The sequence below is a fragment of the Halorubrum sp. 2020YC2 genome (assembly GCF_018623055.1).
In the GTDB taxonomy this organism is placed as follows: Archaea; Halobacteriota; Halobacteria; order Halobacteriales; family Haloferacaceae; genus Halorubrum.
Map to the genome: position 1 here is coordinate 572,485 of NZ_CP076019.1, position 19,317 is coordinate 591,801.

The 19,317-nt window shown below is 70.4% G+C and carries 19 protein-coding genes, 2 tRNA genes and 1 pseudogene; 10 read left to right on the forward strand and 12 right to left on the reverse strand.

From position 1 onward, the window contains the following. Nucleotides 1-84: 84 nt before the first annotated feature. The 4 genes from KI388_RS02795 to KI388_RS02805 all read right to left on the reverse strand — a co-directional run bounded on the left by KI388_RS02795 (nucleotide 85) and on the right by KI388_RS02805 (nucleotide 1,553). Nucleotides 85-169 (reverse strand) — tRNA-Leu (locus KI388_RS02795). A 68-nt stretch (nucleotides 170-237) separates the two neighbouring features. Then, nucleotides 238-570, reverse strand: a complete 333-nt coding sequence (locus KI388_RS15205; protein WP_251133191.1) for a phosphatase PAP2 family protein — start codon at nucleotides 568-570, stop codon at nucleotides 238-240. Then, the gene (locus tag KI388_RS15210; RefSeq protein WP_251133192.1) at nucleotides 570-809 is read right to left on the reverse strand and encodes a hypothetical protein; all 240 of its coding nucleotides are present in this window, start codon (nucleotides 807-809) and stop codon (nucleotides 570-572) included. The genes KI388_RS15205 and KI388_RS15210 overlap by 1 nt, the downstream gene beginning before the upstream one ends. Nucleotides 810-851: 42 nt before the next feature. Further along, nucleotides 852-1,553 (reverse strand): endonuclease III, encoded by a 702-nt coding sequence (locus KI388_RS02805; RefSeq protein WP_215087876.1) that lies wholly within the window; start codon nucleotides 1,551-1,553, stop codon nucleotides 852-854. 120 nt (nucleotides 1,554-1,673) lie between these two features. On the opposite strand from KI388_RS02805, the gene KI388_RS02810 reads away from it, so the two are divergent. The 3 genes from KI388_RS02810 (at nucleotide 1,674) to KI388_RS02820 (ending at nucleotide 2,733) form a co-directional block, all read left to right on the forward strand. Further along, nucleotides 1,674-1,982 carry a transcription initiation factor IIB family protein gene (locus tag KI388_RS02810; RefSeq protein WP_215087877.1) on the forward strand — a complete coding sequence of 103 codons (309 nt, stop codon included), beginning with the start codon at nucleotides 1,674-1,676 and terminating at the stop codon, nucleotides 1,980-1,982. A gap of 143 nt (nucleotides 1,983-2,125) precedes the next feature. Then, the gene (locus tag KI388_RS02815) at nucleotides 2,126-2,542 is read left to right on the forward strand and encodes a DUF2178 domain-containing protein (RefSeq protein WP_215087878.1); all 417 of its coding nucleotides are present in this window, start codon (nucleotides 2,126-2,128) and stop codon (nucleotides 2,540-2,542) included. Continuing rightward, nucleotides 2,539-2,733 (forward strand): helix-turn-helix transcriptional regulator, encoded by a 195-nt coding sequence (locus KI388_RS02820; RefSeq protein WP_215087879.1) that lies wholly within the window; start codon nucleotides 2,539-2,541, stop codon nucleotides 2,731-2,733. The genes KI388_RS02815 and KI388_RS02820 overlap by 4 nt, the downstream gene beginning before the upstream one ends. On the opposite strand, the gene KI388_RS02825 is transcribed toward KI388_RS02820, so the two are convergent. From KI388_RS02825 to lonB, 5 genes are all read right to left on the reverse strand, one after another. Next, complete coding sequence (locus tag KI388_RS02825) at nucleotides 2,734-3,372, reverse strand: fibrillarin-like rRNA/tRNA 2'-O-methyltransferase (RefSeq protein ID WP_215087880.1); 639 nt, start codon at nucleotides 3,370-3,372, stop codon at nucleotides 2,734-2,736. After that, nucleotides 3,365-4,309, reverse strand: coding sequence for an NOP5/NOP56 family protein (locus KI388_RS02830; RefSeq protein WP_215087881.1), 945 nt, complete (start codon nucleotides 4,307-4,309; stop codon nucleotides 3,365-3,367). The genes KI388_RS02825 and KI388_RS02830 overlap by 8 nt, the downstream gene beginning before the upstream one ends. A gap of 72 nt (nucleotides 4,310-4,381) precedes the next feature. Then, nucleotides 4,382-4,612, reverse strand: coding sequence for a glycine zipper domain-containing protein (locus KI388_RS02835; protein WP_215087882.1), 231 nt, complete (start codon nucleotides 4,610-4,612; stop codon nucleotides 4,382-4,384). Nucleotides 4,613-4,763: 151 nt separating this feature from the next. Next, nucleotides 4,764-5,546, reverse strand: coding sequence for a CBS domain-containing protein (locus tag KI388_RS02840; RefSeq protein ID WP_215087883.1), 783 nt, complete (start codon nucleotides 5,544-5,546; stop codon nucleotides 4,764-4,766). 96 nt (nucleotides 5,547-5,642) lie between these two features. Then, nucleotides 5,643-7,931, reverse strand: coding sequence for an ATP-dependent protease LonB (lonB, locus tag KI388_RS02845; protein ID WP_215087884.1), 2,289 nt, complete (start codon nucleotides 7,929-7,931; stop codon nucleotides 5,643-5,645). A 170-nt stretch (nucleotides 7,932-8,101) separates the two neighbouring features. On the opposite strand from lonB, the gene KI388_RS02850 reads away from it, so the two are divergent. Next, the gene (locus tag KI388_RS02850; RefSeq protein WP_215087885.1) at nucleotides 8,102-8,632 is read left to right on the forward strand and encodes a nicotinamide-nucleotide adenylyltransferase; all 531 of its coding nucleotides are present in this window, start codon (nucleotides 8,102-8,104) and stop codon (nucleotides 8,630-8,632) included. 532 nt (nucleotides 8,633-9,164) lie between these two features. Then, the gene (locus KI388_RS02855; RefSeq protein WP_215087886.1) at nucleotides 9,165-10,088 is read left to right on the forward strand and encodes an SAM-dependent chlorinase/fluorinase; all 924 of its coding nucleotides are present in this window, start codon (nucleotides 9,165-9,167) and stop codon (nucleotides 10,086-10,088) included. Between the two features lie 18 nt (nucleotides 10,089-10,106). On the opposite strand, the gene KI388_RS02860 is transcribed toward KI388_RS02855, so the two are convergent. Then, complete coding sequence (locus KI388_RS02860) at nucleotides 10,107-10,589, reverse strand: DUF5793 family protein (protein WP_215087887.1); 483 nt, start codon at nucleotides 10,587-10,589, stop codon at nucleotides 10,107-10,109. 161 nt (nucleotides 10,590-10,750) lie between these two features. Here KI388_RS02860 and KI388_RS02865 point away from each other — a divergent pair, with 161 nt between their 5' ends. The 4 genes and pseudogenes from KI388_RS02865 (at nucleotide 10,751) to KI388_RS02880 (ending at nucleotide 18,093) form a co-directional block, all read left to right on the forward strand. Next, nucleotides 10,751-12,490: a type II/IV secretion system ATPase subunit gene (locus tag KI388_RS02865; protein WP_215087888.1), complete on the forward strand. Its 1,740-nt coding sequence runs from the start codon at nucleotides 10,751-10,753 to the stop codon at nucleotides 12,488-12,490. Next, nucleotides 12,487-14,726, forward strand: a pseudogene (locus tag KI388_RS02870) (type II secretion system F family protein). Before KI388_RS02865 ends, KI388_RS02870 begins: the two are co-directional and overlap by 4 nt. 43 nt (nucleotides 14,727-14,769) lie before the next feature. Then, on the forward strand, nucleotides 14,770-15,420 hold the full coding sequence (locus KI388_RS02875; RefSeq protein ID WP_215087889.1) for a class I SAM-dependent methyltransferase: 651 nt from the start codon (nucleotides 14,770-14,772) through the stop codon (nucleotides 15,418-15,420). A gap of 60 nt (nucleotides 15,421-15,480) precedes the next feature. Further along, on the forward strand, nucleotides 15,481-18,093 hold the full coding sequence (locus KI388_RS02880; protein WP_215087890.1) for a methyl-accepting chemotaxis protein: 2,613 nt from the start codon (nucleotides 15,481-15,483) through the stop codon (nucleotides 18,091-18,093). Between the two features lie 79 nt (nucleotides 18,094-18,172). Here the strand turns inward: KI388_RS02880 and KI388_RS02885 are convergent, their stop codons facing one another. Both KI388_RS02885 and KI388_RS02890 read right to left on the reverse strand, forming a co-directional pair. Further along, on the reverse strand, nucleotides 18,173-18,457 hold the full coding sequence (locus tag KI388_RS02885) for a hypothetical protein (protein ID WP_215087891.1): 285 nt from the start codon (nucleotides 18,455-18,457) through the stop codon (nucleotides 18,173-18,175). A 13-nt stretch (nucleotides 18,458-18,470) separates the two neighbouring features. Further along, complete coding sequence (locus KI388_RS02890) at nucleotides 18,471-18,995, reverse strand: DoxX family protein (RefSeq protein WP_215087892.1); 525 nt, start codon at nucleotides 18,993-18,995, stop codon at nucleotides 18,471-18,473. 238 nt (nucleotides 18,996-19,233) lie between these two features. Here KI388_RS02890 and KI388_RS02895 point away from each other — a divergent pair. Then, nucleotides 19,234-19,304, forward strand: a tRNA-Gly gene (locus KI388_RS02895). The last annotated feature ends 13 nt before the right edge of the window (nucleotides 19,305-19,317 follow it).

The window sequence follows — 19,317 nt, forward strand, 5'->3', positions numbered from 1 at the left end:
TCACTCGTTTCGCTCGTTGCGCGCGACTTCCAGGGTTCGAATCCTCGTCGAGATGCCTCTCCTCGCGAATTGCTCGGAGAGGCATGCGCGGGACCGGATTCGAACCGGCGGACCCCTACGGGATAGCGTCCTAAGCGCTACGCCTTTGGCCTGGCTCGGCAACCCGCGCGCGAGTTACCGTACCCGAGTGGTTCAAAAATAGTTGTCGCTACCGACCCGCGGCGACCCGCCTCCCGCTCAGATGTCGGTCTCGAACGGCAACAGATCGAGCACCGCCTCCTCACCGACCCGGTCGAGGAGCCGCTCCGCGAAAAGCACCGCGACGACCCCGAGCCCCATCCCGAAGAGGGTGTCAGAGAGGTAGTGGGTGCCGAGGTAGATCCGCGAGAAGGAGATCAGGCCGGCGAAGCCCGCGGCGACCGCGAACGGAAGCTCGTCGGAGTTGCGCGCGATCGCCGCGTACGCCGTCACGGCGGCCGCGTGCCCAGAGGGGAACGAGCTCGTCACGCCGGTGTCGCTCTCGGTGATACAGATCGGGTTCGGCGGGAACGGGCGCTCGACGAGCGACATCAGCCCCCAGACGACGACCCGAGCAGCGACAGCGCGACGACGCTCTTGACGAACTCCTCGCGCCAGCCGGCGAGGTAGAACAGCCCGACGAACACGGCCCCGGCCGTGACGGAGCCGAGCCCGGTCATCGAGGTCATCATTACGGTCAGAAGCGACGTGCGGATCGCGCCGACGAACTCGACGGCGAGCCGGTCGACCAACTGGATAGCGTTCAGGACCTCCCCGAGAAGCGCGAACATGGACGACCGACCCTATCGGCCGGACGACCATAGAGGCCGCGCTCAGAGGCAGAACTCGCAGTCGCAGTACGCCTCGCAGACGGGATTGTCGCAGTCGGCGCCGCGCGCCGAGCAGTGCTCCCGACCGTGTCGGATCAGGAGGACGTGGAGGGGGTAGGTCAGCTCGTCGGGCACCACCTCGTCGAGGGCGTCGTGGGCCGCCTGATTCGACGCCGACTCCGGGACGAGCCCGAACCGCTTCGAGACGCGCTCGACGTGGGTGTCGACCGCCATCGTCGGCTTCCCGAAGTGGAAGTTCAACACGACGCTAGCCGTTTTCGGCCCGACGCCCTTGATCTCCGTGAGCCACCCCTTCGCGTCGTCGGTCGCCATCGCGTCGAGGAACGCCAGCGAGTACGCGCCCCCGGTCTCCTCGCGGATCGCGGTCAGCGCGCGCTGGATGCGCGCGGCCTTCTGGTCGGGGAGTCCGGCCACGCGGATCGTCTCCCTCAGCTCCTCGTGGTCGGCCGCCTCGACCGCCGCGAAGTCGTCGTACCGGTCGAAAAGCGCCTCCGAGGCCCGCCGGGTGTTCTCGTCCGCGACGTTCTGCGAGAGGATCGTCGTCACCAGCTGGCGGACGCCCTCGCCCGGCTCGGCGGTCGGGTCGGCGCCGTGTTCGGCCGCCCGATCGACCGGCTCGTACAGCTCGGCGAGGTCGTCGTGAAGCGCCCGGACCCGCGTCTCGTCCCACGTCTGCGTCGACATACGCGCGCTACGTGCGCGGGTGACTTCAGGGCGGCGGAGGCGGGCGGTGTCGAACCGAACCGGCCCTGAATCCCGCGGTCGACGCGGCCGTTTATACCTCTCCGCCGACTACCCCGGCGCGTGTACCGGGCGAGCGACCGGGTCGACAACCAAGCGTGGATCGAACTCCTCGACGAGGCGTGCGCCTCGCTCGACCTCGACGGGGAGACGCGGTCGACCGCGGTCGACCTCTTCCTCTCTCGCGCCCCCGACGACGACCGCGGGAAGCGCGTCGCGGCCGCCGCCAGCCTCTACGCCGCCGGCCTGATCCGCGGCGAGGAGCGGTCGCAGTCCGCCGTCGCGGACGCGATGGACGTCTCGCGGCTCTCCGTCCAGAAGCGGTGGAAGCCGATCTTAGAAGACGCCGGCTTCTCGCCGCCGTCGTGGTGAAGTCCTGAAAACACGCGTACGAACGGCTCTCACGCGATTCTCCGCCAGAGACCTCGCCGGCGATAGATTTAATATCCAACGTAAAGTCTCCTTTACTGTAAAGCGAGCTTTACAGTCGACCCGCTCTCGCTTTACCCTCCACCATGAGCGAACACACCACCTCCGCGACGACTCGGCCCTCCACACGGAAACGGTACAAGCGAATCGCGTACGGTCTGCTCGGCGCCGGTATCCTCGCGCTGTGGGTCGGCATCGCGGTCGACCGCTTCGTCCTCGGCGTGGCCCTGTATTGGGCCGGCGGCCTCGGCATGGGGCTCGTCCAGCGGTTTAGCCCCGTCGAACTGTACGACGAGCGCGACGGCACCATCAGCCGCAAGGCCAGCGAGAATACGATGAACGGCTTCGCGTACGTCTTCGTCCTGGGCGCGCCCAGCGGACTCGCCCTAGAGGAGAGCGGCCTCGTCACGCTCCCGGGCGAGTTCTACGGCGCGATGTGGACCCTGTTCGCGGTCTTCGTCGTCTACGGCTCGTCCGTCCTCTACCACAAGTACCGGACATGAGGAACGACATCAGCGACCGGCGCGCGGAGACCGGCGAGAGTCAGTCCGACCTCGCCGCCGCCGTCGGGGTCACCCGCCAGACGATCAACGCTATCGAACGCGAGCGCTACGACCCCTCGCTGGAGCTGGCCTTCAAACTGGCCGCGCACTTCGACTGCCGGATCGAGGACCTGTTCGACCCGGCCGAGTGATCACTTCGGCGTCGCCACGACGCCGAGGTGGTCCTCGTGGAACCGGTCGAGCCGCCGCGTCTCCAGTATCTCGTACGCCTCGCGGAGCCGGTCGAGCGCGCCCTCGAACACCGCCTCCGGCTCCGCCGTCACGTCCTCGCTGCGCGCCTTGACCGCGAGCAACAGCCGTCCGTCGTCGGCCAAAAACTCCGCGTTGCGGACGGCCACGTCGGCCTGCCCCCGAGTTGCCACGTCTTGAACGATCGCGTCGACGTCGCTCTCGACGACGTGCGCGTACGTCTCCGGCTTCCGCGCGTCCTTGAGTAGCGGGAACAGCCGCTCCCGCGACGCGGCGGCGTCGAGCAGGTCGCGCGCCGGTCGCGGCGCGAACTCGACCGCGTAGGTGGGACCGGCGAAGTCCGCGACGTGGCTGACCGTGGTGCCGCTCGCGGCGCCGAGGTAGAGGACGGTCTCGCCGCCCGTCAGCCCCGTCTCGAACCCGAGTTCGAGCATCCCGCCGAGCTTCGACCGCCCCGGGTCCCACGCGCGCCAGCCGTCGGCAGTCGGCTCGCCGTACACCGGCTCGCCGCGGGTCGCTAAGCGCTCCTCGCCGTCGATATCGCGGCGTTCGACCCCGTCGGGGAGGGCGGGGTCACTCATCGTCGGTCCCCCCGTTCTCATCCTCGGCCTCGGCGCGCCCCCGGATGGTCGCCATCCGCTCGCGGAGGTCGTCGTGGAGCCGCTCGCGTCGCTCGCCGGCGTAGTGGTCCGCGCGGGCCGCGAGCGTCAGCTTCCCGGCGAGCGCACGCGCGGCGGACCCCCGGTCCTCGGGCCGCGTCCCGCGGACGAACTCGTGGGTGTAGATGATCCCGTGTTTCGGGGAGGGGGCCCGCCCCGAGAGGTGCGCGAACAGCGCGTCCTCGGCGCCGAGCAGCTGGACCGTCCCGGACGGCTTCTTCGCGAGCGACTCCAACCCCCCCGCGAGCGCGATCAGGCGCGCGGCGAGCTCCGGCCCGGCCATCTCGGTGAGGTTTGGGGCGACCGCGGGCGCGGTCCGGCCGATGGCCTCCGCGAGCGCCGCCCGCTCGTCGTCGAGCTCGGCGGCGCGCTCCGCGAGGGAGACGGCCCGCCGCTCGACTTCGCTCTCCGGCTCCCGCGACGCGACCTCGCGGGCGCCCTCGACGCCGGAGCCGACGTCGTCGAAGAGGCTCCCCGCCCACTCGACGGCGCGCTCGGCCAGTTCGTTTGCGGTGCGCTCGCAGTCGTCCACGGCCCGCACCGCGTGGATCAGCTGGGCGTCGTCCGCGCGCTCCCGCTCGCGGACCGCCTCGCCGGTCGCGCGCGTCGTCGCGGCCTTGAGCCGGTCGTAGTACTCGTGCGCGTCGTCCGCGAACCCGGACTCGACGGCGCGGGCGGGCCAGTCGTCGGGCGCCGCGGCGCTCCCGTCGCGCACCCGCGCCGCGGCCGCCGCGGTCGCGTCGTCGCTTCCGCTCTCGGGGGCCCCGTCGGCGGGCGCGCCCGACGGCAGCGTCTCGAACCAGCCGTCCCCGCCGTCGGACGCGCCGGTCGCGTCCGGTTCGGCGTCGGTGTCACTCATTGCCGGCGGCTACTCGCCCCGCCGGTATAGACGTTCCCGATGCGACCGAAGAGGAACCGCTTCGCGGACCGCTCAGGCGGCCGCGTCGACGTCGACGTCCTCACCGTCCGCCTCCTCCTCGGCGTCCGCGAACACGCCGCCGGCCCCGGACTTCAGTTCGGCCAGCGTCGCGCCCGCCAACCCGCCGAGCGCGCCGCCGGTGCTGGCCGCGTTCCGGCTCCACACGCCGCCGACCGCGGCGCCCACCGCGGCGCCGACGGCCGCGTACTTCGCCCTGTCGACCGCGTTTCGAATTCGTCCCATACCTCTCCCTTTCTTGTCGACTCATAAAAGTGTGTCTGCGAAAACCACGAATTACCCTCGCCGGCGCAACCGACCGCCCGGTCGCCGACGCGTTCCGGCCCGCCCGGTCAGCTACGGATCGGCGCCTCCGAGCGGACGGGGTCGCGTCCCCCTACTGAAGCCGCTTCGTCGTCTCCACGAGGGGGTGTCGGGCGTAGTCGACGATCTCGATGTCGTCGACGACCCGGAGCCCCTCGTTCTCGGCGGTCTTCGCCATTCCGAGGTCGACCGTGCTCCGGGGCACGATCACGTACGCGTCCATCGCCTCGATGCCGGCCTCGCGGGCGGCCATCGCTCGGTGGTGGCCGTCCGCCAGGTAGAGGGTGCCGCCGTTGTCGATGACGACGAGGGGCTCGGCCAGCCCGTGTTCGAGTTCGTACTGCCGGCCCTCCAGCTCGTCGGCGTACACCCGGGCCTGCGTCGGCGTCAGGGCCGCGATCTCGACCTCGCGGCGCTCCTCGTCCAGTTCGACGCCGTGGATCTGCGAGAGGGTTCTCATTAGCTTCCCGACCTTGCCGGGCGTCGCGCGCTCGATCTGGGAGCGGACGACGTCGGTGTTCGAGATGATCCCGACGAGGTTGTCGGCGTCGTCCACCACGGGGAGCCGCTGGATCCCGGAGCGTAAGATCACCCGCGCGGCGTCCGTCACCTTCATGTCGGGGTGCGCGACGATCAGGTTCTCCGTCATCACCGTGAACACGGGGGCCTCCTCGTCCGCGAGCAGCAGGTCCCCGGCCGAGACGAACCCCTCGACCGTGCGGCCCTGCGTGACGGGGAACCCGTTGTGTCCGTCGCTGTCGGCCATGCGTCGCGCGACCTCGGCCACCGTCTCGTCCGGGCTAACCGTCTCCACTTCGCGGGTCATGTACTCCCCGACGGTCGGTTTCCCGGTCATCGTCCGCCGTAGACGCTCCCGGAATAAAAAGAGGGGGGAGGAGGCTCAGCGGTGGAACGCGAGAAAGGAAAAACCGCGAAGCGAACCGGTGCCCGCCTACTGCGGGCTCGGGTTCGACGGCCCGGAGACGTTGCCGTCCTTCAGCGCCGAACCGGTGATCGACTTCAGCCGGGAGACGAGCGAGTCCTTCTCGGCTTCGCCCTCTAAGGCGATGTCGAGGACCTCGCTGATGTGCGAGACGGGGATGATCTCGATCATCTCCTCGTACTCGTCTTCGATCATCACGTCCTGCTCGTTGGCGGCGGGGATGATCACCCGGTCGCAGCCGGCCTTCGCGGCCGCCTCGATCTTGTGGGTGACCCCGCCGACGGGGAGTACGTCGCCGCGGACCGACAGCGAGCCGGTCATCGCGAGGCTCTGGTCGACGCCGACGTTCTCTAAGGCGGAGATGACGGCGGTCGCGACCGTGATGGACGCGGAGTCGCCGTCGACGCCCTGCTGGCCCGTCTGGATGAACTGGATGTGGATGTCCTTCTCGGAGATGTTCTCGTCGGAGAACTTCTTGATGATAGCCGAGACGTTCTGGACCGACTCCTCGGCCATCTCCTTGAGCTGGCCGGTGGCGATCACCTGGCCGCCGCCTTGGGTCGGCGTCACCTCGGCCATCACCGGAAGCATGATCCCGGAGTCTTCGCCCATCACGGCGAGCCCGTTGACGCGACCGGCGACGTAGCCGTCCGAGACCTGCAGCTCGTAGTCCTTCCGGCGCTCGATGTAGTCGTCCGCGAGCTGCTGTTCGATGGACCGCGAGCGGCCCTTCGCCTGTAGCACGTGGTCGCGGGTGGTGACGTCGGCGTCCTCGCCGCGGGCGATGTCGCCCGCGACGCGGACCATCCCGCCGAGGTTCCGCATCTTCAGCGTGAGGTGGCCCTTCCGGCCCGACCGCCGCTTGGCCTCGAGGATGATCTCCTCGACGGCCTCCGCCGAGAACTCCGGCAGGCGCCCGTCCTTCGCGACCTCCTGGGCGATGAAGCGCACGTACTTCCGGCGCATCTCCGGGGTGTCCTCGATGGTGTCCTCCATGTACACCTCGTAGCCGTACCCCTTGATGCGGCTCCGCAGCGCCGGGTGCATGTTCTCCATCGCGTCGAGGTTCCCGGCCGCGATCATGACGAAGTCGGTCGGGACGGGCTCGGTCTGGACCATCGCGCCCGAGGAGCGCTCGGACTGGCCCGTGATCGAGAACTCGCCCTCCTGAATCGCCGTCATGAGGTGCTGCTGGCTGCGGATGTCCAGCGTGTTGATCTCGTCGATGAACAGCACGCCCTTGTTGGCCTTGTGGATGGCCCCGGCCTCGACGCGGTCGTGGCTGGGCGTCTCCATCCCGCCTGACTGGAACGGGTCGTGCCGGACGTCACCGAGCAGCGCGCCGGCGTGCGCGCCGGTCGCGTCGCGGAACGGCGCGGTCTTCGTGTCGCCGTTGTTCACCAGCAGGTTCGGGATCATCGCGTCCGACCCGCGGTTGAGGTAGCGGAAGACGAGGTAGACGACCCCGGCGGCGATGATGCCGACGAGGATCTGGCCGACGATGATGAGCGCGTAGCCCAGCACGACGGCGATGATGATCCACATGAGGAGCGACCGCATCTGGTTGCGCTTGCGCGCCTCCTCGCGGTGCGCCTCGACGATCTGGTCGCCCTTGCCGGCCGGCACCGTCCGGACCTTCGGCTTGTTGCCGTCCTCGGGGTTGTGATACACCAGGACGTCCTGAAGCTCCTCTTTGGGGAGGAGTTCGGACATCGCCTTCGCGAGCATCGACTTCCCCGTCCCGGGCGAGCCGATCATCATCACGTGGCGGCGCTGCTTCGCCGCCTTGATGATCACGTCGCGGGCGTGCTCCTGCCCGATGACCTGGTCGACGAGCCGGTCGGGGATCTCGAGTTCGGCGGTCGTGTCGATGTTGAGCCCGCCGAGGAGGTCGTCCTCCTCCGGGTCTTCGTCTATCTCGGCGCCCTCGACCTCGACGCTGCTGCCGAGCTCGTCGATCCCGCCGTCGTCGGCCGGGCCGGCGGTCTCGCCGTTCCGGTCCTCGTCGGGACCGCCCCCGACGACCTCGGTGTCTTCGAACCCGTCGCCCTCGTCGACGACGACGCCGTCGTCCCAGGGCTCGTCCGCGTCGTCGGGGTCCGCGGCCGACTCCTCGCCGGAGTCCGCGACCGGGTCCTCGTCGACGCCGGGCCCGCTCGTCGGGTCGTCGTCGGGCTCGGGGTCGCCGCGCGCGGCCTCCTCGCCGTTCCCCGCCGGACTCGAGTCGTCGACGCCGCCGTGAGGCGGTTCGTCGGGGTCGTCGGCCGTCGGGTCGTTCGTGTCCTTCTCGTTGCTCATAGAATCGGGTATCGCTACCGAAAAAGAAGGGTCGGCTACTGATATACTTTCTCCCCCCGGAGCCGTCTCCCCCGGTGCGGTAAACGCCGTCTTGAAGCCGTCAATCCCTCGATCTCCCCGTTCGACCGTTCCCACGGGGTTTATAAATGACGCCGGTACTACGTGAATCCATGCGGGGGTTCTACATCGGCCGGTACCAGCCGTTCCACGACGGTCACCAGCACATGGTGGAAGAGATCGCGGCGGACGTCGACGAGCTGGTCTTGGGTATCGGCTCCGCCGGCGACTCCCACACCACGCGGAACCCCTTCACCGCCGGCGAGCGCGTGATGATGGTGACGAAGGCGGTCGAGGAGTTAGACGCCACCACGTACGTCGTCCCCATCGAGGACCTCGACCGCAACTCCGTCTGGGTGAGCCACGTCCAGAGCATGACGCCGCGGTTCGACGTCGCGTACTCGAACAACCCGCTCGTGGTCCGCCTGTTCGAGGAGGCGGGCGTCGAGGTCCGCCAGTCCCCCATGTTCCGCCGCGACGTGTTGGAGGGGACCGAACTCCGGGAGCGGATGATCCGCGGCCGCGACTGGGAGGGCCTCGTCCCCGACGCCGTCGTCGACGTGATCCGCGAGGTCGGCGGCGTCGAGCGCATCCGCCGAATCGCGGAGACAGACGCGAATGGCGACGAGCCCTCCGACGAATAATCCGGCGGTGTGGACGTGAAGATGCCCGTTTGCGCGAATGGTCGATTGCGGACTGACGGAGAACATCCTCGAAGGCTTTGATCGTTTATAAATGGCTGCTGCTGGATCGACTGTGAACACCGCCAAAGCCCCAGTCGCGAGGACTCGCGCGGCTCGCTGCGGTCCTCAGTCACTCGCTTCGCTCGCTCCTTGCGGTGTCGCCGGCGGCGGCGCCGCCGGCTTTCCGTGGCGCGTAGCGCCACGCTACTTACGTCGCCGTGCTTCGCCCTCGCGACTGCCCCTTTGAGTCCCACCCACCCCGCACAGCAAAGCACCTCACACCTCCCCAGCCTCGTCGCTGGCGCCGCCGGCGCCAGCGACTCCCTCGCGCGTGCGACTCGCGCCCTCCGGGCGCTCGTCGGCACGCGCCACCGCAGGACCGACAGCGCCACCGCAGGACCGACAGCGCCGCCGCAGGACCGACAGCGCCACCGCAGGACCGACAGCGCCGCCGCCCGTTCCTTTTAAACGTGCGCCGCACGCGACTTCTGACATGATCACGCTCACCTCGGACTTCGGGTCGCCGTATCCCGCCGCGATGAAGGGAGTGATACGCCGGCACACGGACGCCGAGACGATCGACGTCGCGCACGACCTGCCGCGCGGGGACCCGCGGGCGGCCGCGTTCTGGCTCCGGTTCGTCCTCCCCGAGTTCCCGCCGGCGGTCCACTGCGCCGTCGTCGACCCCGGCGTCGGCACCGACCGCGACGCCCTGGTCGTCCGCGCCGGCGCGCACGTCGTCGTCGCGCCCGACAACGGTCTCGCGATGCCGCCCGCCCGGGCGCTGGCGGGCGACGAGTCGGACGTGGCCGTCCGGACCATCTCCGTCGACGAGCCGGCGAGCGAGACGTTCCACGGCCGCGACGTGTTCGCCCCGACCGCGGCCCGGATTCGGGCGGCGCTCGACGAGGCATCGGGAGCGGGACCCGGCTCGCTCGACGCCGACGCGGTCGACGAGGAGCTCGCGGCGATGGACGACCTCGCGCCCGCGAGCGACCCGGTCGACATCCGGTTCCCGGAGCCGACGGTGGAGCGCGCCGAGGCCGGCGCCGGCGAGGCGGGAGGCGGCGGCGAAGAGGCCGGCGGTGAGGCGGGACGCGGCGGGGAGGCGGGAGGCGACGGGAGCGACGGCGAGGTCGTCGCCGTCGACGGCGAGGTGCTCGCGATCGACCGGTTCGGGAACGTGATCACCAACGTCCCGGGAGAACTGGTCCGCGGGCGCGACTGGATCCGCGTCGACGGCGACCTCACGCCCGTCGCGGAGACGTTCGGCGCCGTCGACCCCGGCGAGCGCCTCGTCACCGTCGGGAGCCACGGCTACGTGGAGTGCGACGTCAACGACGGCCGCGGCGACGGCGTCTTCGACCTGCGGCCCGGCGACTCGGTGCGGCTCGTCCCCGACAGCGTCAGCCTCTAGAACTCGGGAAGGCCGCCGCTACAGCTCGACGCCCGAGGGGATCAGGCTCTCGCTCCGGAGCAGGTTCCCCTCGTGGTCGTACACGAGGAAGGTGTCCTTGTCGTAGGCGACGAGCCGCTCGCCCTCGACGTCGATCTCGACGCGGTACCGGGCGTCGCCGTCATCGGTCGCGTCGCGCGCGGCGTGGATGAAGGGGAGTACGTCGGTCGCGGTCTCGTTGAGTTCGAGGATGAAGTCGCCGGTGTATCGGTTGGTGACGCCGACGACGCCCTCGGGGTCGTCCGCCTCGCCCAGCGGCTCGCGGAGCCGGAAGGCGACGTCTATCTCGTCGGCCGTGAGCAGGTCGTCGCCGTCGGCGCCGTCGTCGCTCCCGCCCCCGGAGAGCCGCCCGCGGAGCAGTTCCGCCGGCCCGTGGAAGTCGATCCGCACCAGCGGGGGCGACCGGGAGTCGGCGCCGTCACCGACGCCGTCGACGGTCAAATCGAAGTAGTCACGCCGCATTTCCTATCAAACGCTTTGCGGCCCGGCCGTATCAACGTAACGGGCGGATCGGCGGTTCCGGACCCGCCGCGACCGGACTCGGCGGCCGAACCGTCCCGATGTCGCCGCTGATAATTGTCGGGGGTAGTTTAACTTCCCCCCGCCGCAACGTTCCCGTATCCATGGCGAGTGACGCCGGCGGGAGCGACCTCGGCGACCGGATCGGGGCCCTCCAGCGTCGCCTCTCTCGGGCGTGGGAGCTGCTTCAGGGGTCCACGCTCGACGTCCGCCCGTTCCGCCCGGGCGAGGACGGGCCGCTCGCCTCGTTCGCGGTTCCCGAGGACGAGCGCGAGGTCGACCGCTACTGGGTGAACGCGCCGTACGCGTACGTCGTGATCACCTACGACGAGGTCGAGAGCGAACACCGCTACTACGCGGTCGAGCCGGAGCTGGACGCGTTCGAGCGCGACCTCCTCGACCGCGTCGTCGACGACATCCGCGACCCGCTGCTCTACCGCGAGGGGGCCGGAAAGGCCGACGAGGAGACCCTGCGGTCGGAGCTCGAGACGCTGCTTGAGGGGTACGGTATCGAGGCCGGGATGGACACGTTCCACGCGCTCGCGTACTACCTCTTCCGGGACTTCCGCGGCTACGGGAAGGTCGATCCCCTCCTGAACGACCGCCACATCGAGGACGTCTCCTGTGACGGCTATGACCTCCCGATCTTCGTCTACCACGACCAGTACACGGACGTCGAGACGAACGTCTCGTTCGGACAGGAGGCGCTCGACAGCTACGTGATCCGGCTCGCACAGCAGTCCGGCCGTCACGTCTCCGTCGGTGACCCCATCGTCGAGACCACCCTCCCCGACGGCTCGCGCGCGGAACTGGCGCTGGGCGAGGAGGTGACCCCGCGCGGCTCGGCGTTCACGATCCGCCAGTACGCGGAGGACCCGTTCACCCCCGTCGACCTCGTGGAGTACGGCACCTTCTCCGTCGAGCAGATGGCGTACTTCTGGCTCTGTATCGAGCACAACAAGAGCCTCATCTTCGCGGGCGGCACCGCGTCGGGGAAGACCACCTCGATGAACGCGGTGTCGATGTTCGTCCCGCCGCGCGCGAAGGTGCTCACCATCGAGGACACCCGCGAGCTCTCCTTATACCACGACAACTGGCTCTCCGCGGTCACCCGCGAACGTCGGTACGAGGGCACCGACATCGACATGTACGACCTGCTGCGCTCCGCGCTCCGCCACCGCCCCGAGTACATCGTCGTCGGGGAGGTGCGCGGCGAGGAGGCGATCACCCTGTTCCAGGCGATGAACACGGGCCACACCACCTTCTCCACGATGCACGCCGACTCGATCGAGACGGTGATCAACCGCCTGGAGAACGAGCCGATCAACGTCCCGCGCGCGATGGTGCAGTCGCTCGACATGCTCTCGGTGCAGACGCTCACGCGCTCGGACGACGAGCGGGTGCGCCGCGCGAAGACGATAGGCGAGATCGGCGGCATCGACCAGCGGACCGGCGAGCTCGACTACTCCTCGGCGTTCGAGTGGGTGCCGGACTCCGACACGTTCCGGCGGAACGACTCCTCGCTGTTAGAGGAGATAGCCGACGACCGCGGCTGGTCCCGGTCTGAGCTGCTCCGGGAGGTCCGCCGCCGCGAGCGGTTCATCGAACTGCTCTCCGCGCTCGGGATCGACGACTACCGCACCTTCACGGCCCTCGTCAACGAGTACTACGCCGACCCCGAACGCGTGATGAACAAGCTCGACGAGCGCGCGAGCGCGGCCGACGGCGTCGACCCCGACGACCTCGCGGACGAGGGCGACGGCGCGCGCAGCGGGAGCGACCGCGGTCCCGCCCCCGCCGACGGCGCGAGCGCCGGGAGCGGGTCCGACGCCCCGGGCCGATGATCGAGTACCTCCCGCTTGCCGCCGCGCTCGCGGCCTGCCTCGCGCTCGCTGTCCCGCTCGTCGACGACCGGGCCGACCTGTTCGTCACTCGCGTCGCGCTGTCGGCGTTCGGCGACTACGTGAGCGAGAGCGAGGCGCGCCGGCGGGCCCAGCGCGACCGGATGCGCGCGGCTCACGTCGCCGGGACGACCCACCGCGTGTACGCCTCGCGGACCCTGCTGTACGCCGCCGTCCTCGGCGTCGCCGGCAGCGTGATCGGCGTGTACGCGGCCGGCGCCCTGCTCGCCGCGCTCGACGTCGGCGAGGCGACGATCCGCGAGGCGGTCCCGAGCGCGTTCGAGTTCGTTGCGGTCGTCGCGCGGCTGGCCGACCTCGGACTCGGCCGGCTCTTCGTCCTGCTTACGGTCGTCTCCGCCACCGTCGGCGCGGGGCTCGCGCTCGGCGTGTACGTCGCTCGCTGGCGGCTCCTCGACCAGCGGGCCTACGCCCGCGCGGCCGAGATCGACGCCACCCTGCCCGGACGGTCGCGTTCATGTACGCCCTCTCCCGTTCGGGGATGGCGTTCCCGCGCGTGATGGACACGCTCGCGGAGAACGAGGCCGTCTACGGCGAGGCCGCGACGGAGCTTTCGGTCGCGGTCCGCGACATGAACGCCTTCGGGACCGACGCGCTCACGGCGCTGCAGCGGATCTCGCGCCGGACGCCCAGCGACGACCTGGCTGACTTCGCGGAGAACCTCGCCTCCGTCCTCGGCACCGGGCAGCCGGTGTCGACGTTCCTCAAGGACCAGTACGAGCGCTATCAGGCGGAGGCGGAGGCGAAACAGGAGCAGTACTTAGAGCTGCTCTCGACGTTCGCGGAGGCGTACGTCACGGCGCTGGTCGCCGGCCCGCTCTTTTTCATCACCATCCTCGTCGTCATCGGGCTGGTCTTACAGGACACGATGCCGATCCTCCGCGTCATCGTCTACGTCGGCGTCCCGCTCGCCACGTTCGGGTTCGTCGTCTACGTCGACAGCGTGACGCAGGGCGTCGGCGGCACCGAGACGGTCGCGGAGTCGTCGCTCGGGGACCCGGACACGCCGTCGGTGTCGGGCGTGCGCCACGCCGCCGACGGGCCGGGGGACCGAGGCGACGCCCCGCGGTTCGACGGGGGAACGGCGGCCGGACGGGACCCGGACGGCGCCGGCGCCGATAGGAGCGGCTCGGGCGGTCCCGGGGCGGACGGTCTCGGCGCGGACGGAGTCGGCCCCGACCGCTGGGCGGAGAGCCGCGAGCGGCTCCGCGTCTACGACCGGCTCAGCCGGCTGCGCCGCCTGGCCGAGTCCCCGGTCGAGACGGTGCTGGCCTCGCCGCGGACGGTCCTTCTCGCCGCGGTCCCGATCGCGGTCGCCGCGCTGCTCGTCTTCGCGTTCCCGATCACGCTGGGGACGCCCGTGGAGATGGTCGGGCAGGTCGACGGGCCGCTCGTCGCCGCGACCGCGTTCGTCCTCGCGGCCTACGCCGTCGCCTACGAGTTCGGCAAGCGCCGGGTCCGGCGCGTCGAGTCCGCGGTGCCCGACTTCCTCGACCGCCTCGCGAGCGTCAACGAGGCGGGGACGGCCGTGGTCGGGAGCGTCCGCCGCGTCGCGGACTCGAACCTGGAGGCGCTGACCGAGGACCTCCGTCGGACCCGCCGCGACGTCGACTGGGGGGCGGACGTCTCGACCGCGCTGCGCCGCCTCGAACGGCGGGTCCGGTCGCCGATGATGTCCCGGGCGGTCGCGCTCGTCACCAACGCGATCCGGGCGAGCGGCGACGTCGGGCCGGTCCTCCGGATCGCGGCCGACGAGTCGCGCGCGACGTGGTCGCTCCGGCGCGAGCGCCGACAGGTAATGCTAACGTACCTCATCGTTATCTACATCTCCTTCCTCGTCTTCCTCGGGATCATCGCGGCGCTGTCGGTGTCGTTCATCCCGGCGATAGAGTCGGCGGGCGTCCCGGGAACGGGCGGCGGCCTCCCGGAAACCGGGGGCGGCGCCGTCCCCGCCGGTCCCGGCGGGATCGCGGACGGGATAGACGACATCGACGTCGACGCCTACGAGCAGCTGTTCTTCCACGCCGCGGCGATTCAGGCGGTCTGCTCGGGTCTCGTCGCCGGCCAGCTCGGTGAGGGGTCGGTGCGCGACGGCGCGAAACACGTCGTGGTGCTGCTCGCGGTCACGCTCGTCGCGTTCGTCGTTATCGGGCTGGTGTGAGGCGGTCCGGTCGGCATATACCCGTCGCGGCCGAGACCCCGGTATGGACCCGCAGTCGACCGGCGATCCGCAGTCGACCTACGACCGCATCGCGACGCACTTCTCGAAGACGCGGGAGCACGCGTGGCCCGAGGTCGAGGACTTCTTGGAGGGACGGTCGGTCGCCCGCGCGCTCGACGTCGGCTGCGGGAACGGTCGGCACACGGAGGCGCTCGCGGCGCGCGCCGAGAGCGCGGTCGGGGTCGACCTCAGCCGCGGGCTGCTCGACGAGGCGGTCTCTCGCGCCCGCGACCGAGGGTTCGCTGACGCGGCCGCGTTCGTCCACGGCGACGCGGCCGCGCTGCCGGTCCGCGACGACGCGGTCGACCTCGCGGTGTACGTCGCGACGCTTCATCACCTCTCGCCGCGGGCGGACCGGGTCGAGAGCCTGAACGAACTGGCGCGAGCGCTCGCGCCCGACGGGGTCGCGCTCGTCAGCGCGTGGAGCACGGCCCACGACCGGTTCGACCGCGACGAGGGGTTCGACACGACAATCGACTGGACGCTGCCGGGCGGCGAGACCGTTCCGCGGTACTATCACATCTACTCGCCCGCGGAGTTCGAGTCGGACCTCGCGGCGAGCGACCTCGACCCGCGTCGGACGCGCGTTTCGAGCGGGAACTGCTACGCGGAGGTCTCGGCACCGAGCGGCTGATTATCACGAGAGATAACGACGGGGGTGGATTAAATAGGCCCTGTCGACCGCCTGCTGGTAATGGCCGACACCCCTCTCGAACGGCTCCTGCGTCGGGTCGCGCCCGGCGCGGTGGCCCGGAGCTACCTCGCGAAGTTCCTCGTCGCCCTCGTCGTCGTCGTGCTTGCGATCGGCGCCGTCGGGGCCGTCACGTACGCGGAGACGACGGAGCAGCTCGAATCGAACGCACAGGACGACTACACGGCCGTCGCGGAGCTGAGCGCCACCGACCTCGACGCATGGGCGACCGAGCGGCGCACCCTGCTCCGCGAGGTCGCCGACAACGACGTGTTCACCGCGGAGGCCGGCGGGGTCGACACCTACCTCTCGTCGCACCTCTCGCGGACCGGCGAGTCGGTCGTCGCCTTCCACTTCGTCGACCCGAGCGAGGGGACCGTCATGGCCACCAGCGACGGGGCGGACGGCGGCGAGGCGGTGGCCTCGCAGGGGTGGTTGACCGACGACCTCGTGTTCGCGGACGAGATGTTCCGGAGTCAGACGTACAGGGTCGACGGCGAGCGCCGGATCGCGTACGTCACGTCGACGCCGCGGGGCGACTACCTTGTGATGGAGGTGTCGCTCGCGCCCGTCACCGCCGACCTCCGCCAGCCGACCGAGGGCGCGTTCACCACCATCGTCGAGCCCAGCGGCGAGATCACGGCGAGCAGCAACGACTACGCCGCCGGCGTCCGCTACAGCAACGACGTCCAGTCCGCGCTGTTCGGCGAGGAGCGGACCGTCGGCTTCCTCCCGTCCGCGACGTTCGGCTTCGCCGACGGCGGCGAGTACCTCGTCGCCTACGCGCCGATGGAGGCCGAGGACTGGTACGTCGCCGTCCACGTCCCCCTCTCGCAGGCGTACGCGCTCTCCGGGATGATCGGGCGGAACCTGCTCCTGATCGTCGGCGTCGCGGTCGTCGGGCTCGGGCTGCTCGGCGCGACGCTCGGCCGCGGCACCGTCTCCGAGCTGAACCAGCTCCGGGGGCGGGCGACGGCGCTGGCCGACGGCGACCTCGACGTCGACTTCCACACGGAGCGGCGCGACGAGTTCGGCGACCTCTCCGAGGCGTTCGCGACCATGCGCGACTCGCTGCGCGAGCAGATCGAGTCGGCGGAGACGCAGCGCGAGCGCGCCGAGGCGGCGAAGGCGGAGAGCGAGGCCTTTGCCGACCGGCTGGAGTCGCGCGCGACCGACTTCGGCCAGACGATGGCGGCCTGCGCCGACGGCGACCTCACCGCGCGGCTCCGCGCCGACCCCGACGACCCCGAGGCGCTCCGCACCATCGCGGCGGAGTTCAACGACGCGATGGACGAGCTGGAGGCCGCGATCGCGGAGGTCGACGCGTTCGCGGTCGAGGTGGCCGAGCGGAGCGACGCGGTCACCGACGGCACCGACGAGGCCGCGGCCGCGGGCCGGGAGACGAGCGAGTCGATCGACGAGATCTCCGCCGGCGCGGAGCGGCAGAGCCGCCGGCTCTCCGAGGTGGCCGGCGAGATGGAGGACATGTCCGCGACCGTCGAGGAGGTCGCCGCCTCGGCGGACCAGGTCGCGACCACCTCGCGGCAGGCCGACGCCCTCACCGAGGAGGGCCGCGAGGCGGCCGCCGACGCGGTCGACGAGCTCCACGGGATCGAGGCGCGCTCCGAGTCCGCCGCCGAGACGATAGCGCGGCTCGAAGCCGAGATGGCGGAGGTCGACGCGATCGTCGAGACGATCTCGGAGATCGCCGACCAGACGAACCTGCTCGCGTTGAACGCCTCGATCGAGGCCGCCCGCGCGGGCGAGGCCGGCTCCGGCTTCGCGGTCGTCGCGGAGGAGGTGAAGTCGCTCGCGGAGGAGACCCAGGAGTCCGCCGCCGAGGTGGAGACGTTAATCTCAGGCCTCCGCGAGCGCACCGACGAGAGCGTCGACGAGATGGCCGCGATCCGCGAGGGGGTCGACGACGGCGTCGCGGTCGTCGAGGACGCCGAGGACGCGCTCTCCGAGGTCGCGGACCGGGTGAGTGAGGCCGACGACGGCGTTCAGGAGATATCCGGCGCGATGGACGCGCAGGCGCAGTCGGTCAACGAGGTGACCGGCGCGGTCGACGACCTCGCGGGCGTGAGCCAGCAGACGACCGCCGAGGCGACCACCGTCGCGTCCGCCGCCGAGGAGCAGGCCGCCACGCTCGGAACCGTCTCCGAGCAGGCGCACGACCTCCACGAGCGCGCCCGCGGCCTGCGGGAGACGACCGAGGACTTCGAGGTCGACGTCGACCGGACTGGCGCCGGGACCGAGGCGGTCGAGGCTGCGGCCGCGGACTCCGACGGGGCCGACGTAGCCGACGACGCGGCCGACGCAGCCGACGACGCGGACGGCGACGAGGCGGCGGCGGACGCGGGTCCCGATCCGACGGACGGGGTGGAGACGGACGCGGCCGAGCCGGACGAGTCAGAGTTCACGTTCGGCACCGACGGGGAGTCGACGGACGCCGCCCCCGCCAGCACGGACGGGGGGACCGCCGCCGAAGCGATCGAACCGGAGGAATCGGGCGCGTCGGGCGAGCCGAGCGAGTCGGAGGAATCGGGCGTGTCGGACAGCGACGGTCCGGACGTCGACGACTCGGGAACGGCGGAGCGGTCGCTCGACGAGTAGGCGTCGAACAGAAAGCGATTGTCGTCGCCCGCGACGACGCTCCGCCGGTCGCGCCGCGGTTAGCGGCTTTTCGCTCGGTTCAGTCGGCCATGCTCTCGTGGCTGACGCCCCGGTCGTCCGGGAGCGGCGCCACGAACCGGTACGCCGCGTACAGGCCCAGCACCGCGACGCCCGCCAGCACGAACGCCGTGCGGATCTCCGGCGAGATCAGCGGTATCGCGGTGACCTCGCCCGCCTCGTTCGTTATCGGGACCGGGCTGTAGGGCTGTCCCGCCAGGATCTCGACGACCCCGAGGACGACGATCCCGAACAGCATCAGTCCCGCGCTCAGCGCCCGCGCCGCCGTGTCGATGATGTCAGTCATTGGTGGTCACCTCTCAGCCGAGCAGGTACCGCAGCTTGGGGTGTTGCTTGACGAACTCCGTCTCCTCGACGAGCGCGTCGAGGCCGTAGTACCGACCGGCCGCGAGCACGATGACCGTCAGGAACAGGAGCAGTCCCATCAGGTCGCTGTTGACGACGCCGTTGGTGAACCCGGCGTTGCCGATCCAGAACAGGACCATGAAGATGACCCCGCCGAACGCGGCGAGCCGGGTCACGGCGCCGGCCATCAGCGCGAGGCCGATGAGCGTCTCGAAGAGGGGAACCCCCGGCTCGATGAGCCACGCGAGGTTGTTCCCCATCCAGACGGGGATCCCGCCGAGGGCGGTCCCGCTCATCTCAGACATGTACGCCGAGCCGTAAGTGTACGAGAACCCGTTCTCGATCACCTTCGTGATCCCGGCGTGGAAGAACCACCAGCCGGTGACGACGCGGAGGAACGCGATCCAGTACGTCGCCCAGGGTCCCTCCAGCGCGAACTCGGTCTCGCCGACCAGCGGATTGCTAGATTGGTATGACATCGGTGTCACCTCACGGGTGTACGTAGGGTGGGTATACGTATATGTCCCGAACAGGTTTCTAAGCGGCTGAAAAGCGTTCTAGCGTGCTGGGAGGGGTCCGCAGTATCGTGGGTATTTAAATACTACAGCCGGGGATCGGCGGGCTGGGCCCCGGGTCCGCGGTCGCGATCCCGCCCGAACACGGAACGCTTATGAAACTCGTTGCGCCTACGTGTAGGTGCGTCATCGACCGACGCGAGCGCCGGTGGTCTAGTGGTAGGACCTGAGCCTTCCAAGCTCATGGCCCGGGTTCAAATCCCGGCCGGCGCACTCCCTTCGGTCG

What these genes read in the sequence shown, in the direction of transcription:
- KI388_RS15205 (WP_251133191.1), bottom strand. Translation starts at nt 570, where the DNA reads ATGTCGCTCGTCGAGCGCCCGTTCCCGCCGAACCCGATCTGTATCACC.
- KI388_RS15210 (WP_251133192.1), bottom strand. Translation starts at nt 809, where the DNA reads ATGTTCGCGCTTCTCGGGGAGGTCCTGAACGCTATCCAGTTGGTCGAC.
- KI388_RS02805 (WP_215087876.1), bottom strand. Translation starts at nt 1,553, where the DNA reads ATGTCGACGCAGACGTGGGACGAGACGCGGGTCCGGGCGCTTCACGAC.
- KI388_RS02815 (WP_215087878.1), top strand. Translation starts at nt 2,126, where the DNA reads ATGAGCGAACACACCACCTCCGCGACGACTCGGCCCTCCACACGGAAA.
- KI388_RS02820 (WP_215087879.1), top strand. Translation starts at nt 2,539, where the DNA reads ATGAGGAACGACATCAGCGACCGGCGCGCGGAGACCGGCGAGAGTCAG.
- KI388_RS02825 (WP_215087880.1), bottom strand. Translation starts at nt 3,372, where the DNA reads ATGAGTGACCCCGCCCTCCCCGACGGGGTCGAACGCCGCGATATCGAC.
- KI388_RS02830 (WP_215087881.1), bottom strand. Translation starts at nt 4,309, where the DNA reads ATGAGTGACACCGACGCCGAACCGGACGCGACCGGCGCGTCCGACGGC.
- KI388_RS02835 (WP_215087882.1), bottom strand. Translation starts at nt 4,612, where the DNA reads ATGGGACGAATTCGAAACGCGGTCGACAGGGCGAAGTACGCGGCCGTC.
- KI388_RS02840 (WP_215087883.1), bottom strand. Translation starts at nt 5,546, where the DNA reads ATGACCGGGAAACCGACCGTCGGGGAGTACATGACCCGCGAAGTGGAG.
- lonB (WP_215087884.1), bottom strand. Translation starts at nt 7,931, where the DNA reads ATGAGCAACGAGAAGGACACGAACGACCCGACGGCCGACGACCCCGAC.
- KI388_RS02850 (WP_215087885.1), top strand. Translation starts at nt 8,102, where the DNA reads ATGCGGGGGTTCTACATCGGCCGGTACCAGCCGTTCCACGACGGTCAC.
- KI388_RS02855 (WP_215087886.1), top strand. Translation starts at nt 9,165, where the DNA reads ATGATCACGCTCACCTCGGACTTCGGGTCGCCGTATCCCGCCGCGATG.
- KI388_RS02860 (WP_215087887.1), bottom strand. Translation starts at nt 10,589, where the DNA reads ATGCGGCGTGACTACTTCGATTTGACCGTCGACGGCGTCGGTGACGGC.
- KI388_RS02865 (WP_215087888.1), top strand. Translation starts at nt 10,751, where the DNA reads ATGGCGAGTGACGCCGGCGGGAGCGACCTCGGCGACCGGATCGGGGCC.
- KI388_RS02875 (WP_215087889.1), top strand. Translation starts at nt 14,770, where the DNA reads ATGGACCCGCAGTCGACCGGCGATCCGCAGTCGACCTACGACCGCATC.
- KI388_RS02880 (WP_215087890.1), top strand. Translation starts at nt 15,481, where the DNA reads ATGGCCGACACCCCTCTCGAACGGCTCCTGCGTCGGGTCGCGCCCGGC.
- KI388_RS02885 (WP_215087891.1), bottom strand. Translation starts at nt 18,457, where the DNA reads ATGACTGACATCATCGACACGGCGGCGCGGGCGCTGAGCGCGGGACTG.
- KI388_RS02890 (WP_215087892.1), bottom strand. Translation starts at nt 18,995, where the DNA reads ATGTCATACCAATCTAGCAATCCGCTGGTCGGCGAGACCGAGTTCGCG.